This is a genomic window from Guyparkeria halopsychrophila (genome assembly GCF_044582135.1).
Taxonomy (GTDB): Bacteria; Pseudomonadota; Gammaproteobacteria; order Halothiobacillales; family Halothiobacillaceae; genus Guyparkeria.
The window spans coordinates 1-2,315 of record NZ_JBDODP010000047.1 but is presented as its reverse complement, the minus strand read 5'-3'; the positions used below and the strand labels follow the sequence as shown (position 1 = coordinate 2,315).

The 2,315-nt window shown below is 44.0% G+C and carries 1 protein-coding gene; it reads right to left on the bottom strand.

The genetic code is table 11. The annotated features are described in order from the left end of the window. Positions 1–22: 22 nt before the first annotated feature. Positions 23–2,315, bottom strand: a 2,293-nt coding sequence (locus tag ABGV18_RS11405; protein WP_396586139.1) for a type ISP restriction/modification enzyme, incomplete at its 5' end; no start/stop codon positions are given.

Below are 2,315 nucleotides of genomic sequence, written 5' to 3'. Positions count from 1 at the left end.
AGGTGATTTCGATCTCATCGACTCAAATATCCAGCGTGGGCAGGCCTCGCACAATCCTCATCGTCTCCAGGCTAACCGTGATCACTCTCCGGAAAAGTTCTAACGGGTAAGCTGGGTTCCCCATGGTTTCCACGGCATAGTCATTCGCATCATTCACGATGCCGCTGGCCTTATCCGTCTTCACAATCTGTCTCTCCATCACCCATTCCAGTGCGGGCTTGCCGTTAACTACATAATCATAGGCTTCTAGAGGCACATCGGTAATTGTGATTGTGTTGTTGAATTTCACGGTGGATTTGTCTTTGTCTTTGGCAGGGCCACTGAACTTCCACGGTTTATCTACCCGGAAATCAGTGTCAGTCAGCTCTTCATAGCTACGGTTGCCGGAGATCTTAAAGCCGACCGGGTGCATCTCAATCTGCTCATAGTTCACGTGCAAATTAGCCAGCTCTCGACCCGCTTTGCTGAATGCCCAGAACCCTTCTTTCTTTTTTACGGTCGGGATGCGAGGCAGTTCCTTGTTCAGGTTATCTAAAAATCGTTCACGATATTCCTCTGAATGCAAAATCCCGTACACATAGTAAAATATATCTTCTTTAGAAATCTGCTCGCCTGGATATGCACTTTCAAAATGGTACAAGCCCTCATCGCTGATTCCATCCTTTACGGTATAATTTTTTGAAGAGTCACTATTATCCGAAAAAAGGTCAAACTTATCTTCAGCAACTTTCTCGTAGAGCTTTAGTGGAAAATTCTGAGAAGAATCAATAGCATGTAGGTTTGGAAGTTTTTTTGTCATAAGAGCTGAAAAGCCACTTCTAGCACCAACACCGGAAAGACAAATCACTCTGTTATCCGTTCTTGCCTCAGGAAATATGCGAGGCATCTGTAGAACCATTTCATTTAATTGACGATTAAAATAGAGCCACTGTTCCGTAAAGGGACGATAGATACTCCGGACAAGACAAGACTCGGCGAAGTTAAGGTCCTGATTCCTTGCAAATTGCTGTTTTAGTCCCCGGGTCCAGTTTATTTTTACCGAGTCCGCATGAGTATTGAGAAAATCTTTCAATTCCTTTTCGCGAGATTTCCTATCAAGAGCTAAACGGCCTTCATTAAATTGGATGAGTTGAGAGTTATATATTTCAATCATTTCCGAAATATTAGATGCGACACTTGACCTACCGAAGTTGTAGCACCATGCATCTCGATTTGTTGAGACGCCGAGTGAGAAATTATTGAATATCTTATTAGATTTCCCCGACTTATCGCCTAAGCTTATAAAATGAGAAAAGGAGGCATCTCGTTGATTTATCCAGTCGCCATGCTCATTCGGCAGTATTTTCTGCCAATCGTCCGCTGATGCAGATTTAAATCCCTCTGAAAACAAGCTAATTCTTTCTAGCTTTTCTTTGGTGGTTAAGTCATCGCCAATATCTCTGTAAAAAATTTCGCAGGCTGCTTCATTATTCATTTTCTTGACGAATAAGGTTATGGCTATCCCTGTCATACTGCCACTTCCAAAAATATTTTGGCCTTCTTTTGCGCTGCCTTTACTCAACATATTTTTGCGAATGTCCCCTCTAAGATTAAATACGTAAATTTTCGTAAATTCATCTAATAAAGACTTCCGCATTCCATCCATTGACAATTTTTCGATGAATCCAGACCCCGTCACAAATCCTACCACTCCGCCGCCGGTCGCGATGCGGTCACTAGCCCAACGAATAGCGCGAATGTAGCTATCGTAAAGTCCTTTGGAGAGCGTGGCACGCGAACGAGCGCCATATGTTTGCTCAATGCGAGCGTCAAGATGGGGATAATCTATGTTTTGGTTATTGTCGTTGGCCCTAGTTTGTCCTGTGGAATAGGGCGGATTACCAATAATCACTTTCAGGTCGAGTTCTTTTTGGCGCTTACGGCGTTCAGAGTTATCGGCCAGAAGTCCAGAGACCAAGTCGTCCCTTTCGTACATTTGGAAAGTATCAGTCAAGCAAATGCCTTCGAAAGGAGTATATTCCGTCTTACTGACATCGTGATAGACCGCCTCGATGTTAATGGCGGCAATATAATAGGCCAGCAGCACGATCTCATTCGCATGAATCTCGTTCTGGTATTTATAGGCAATTTCTTCAGGTTTGATCATCCCGGACTGAAGCAAGCGTGTGATGAAGGTGCCAGTGCCTGTAAAGGGATCAATAATATGCACACCTGGGCTGCCCAGGGTCTGATTGAATTCACTTTCGAGCACATCGTTGACGGAGTGGATAATGAAATCCACCACCTCCACTGGGGTATAAACGATCCCTAGCCTC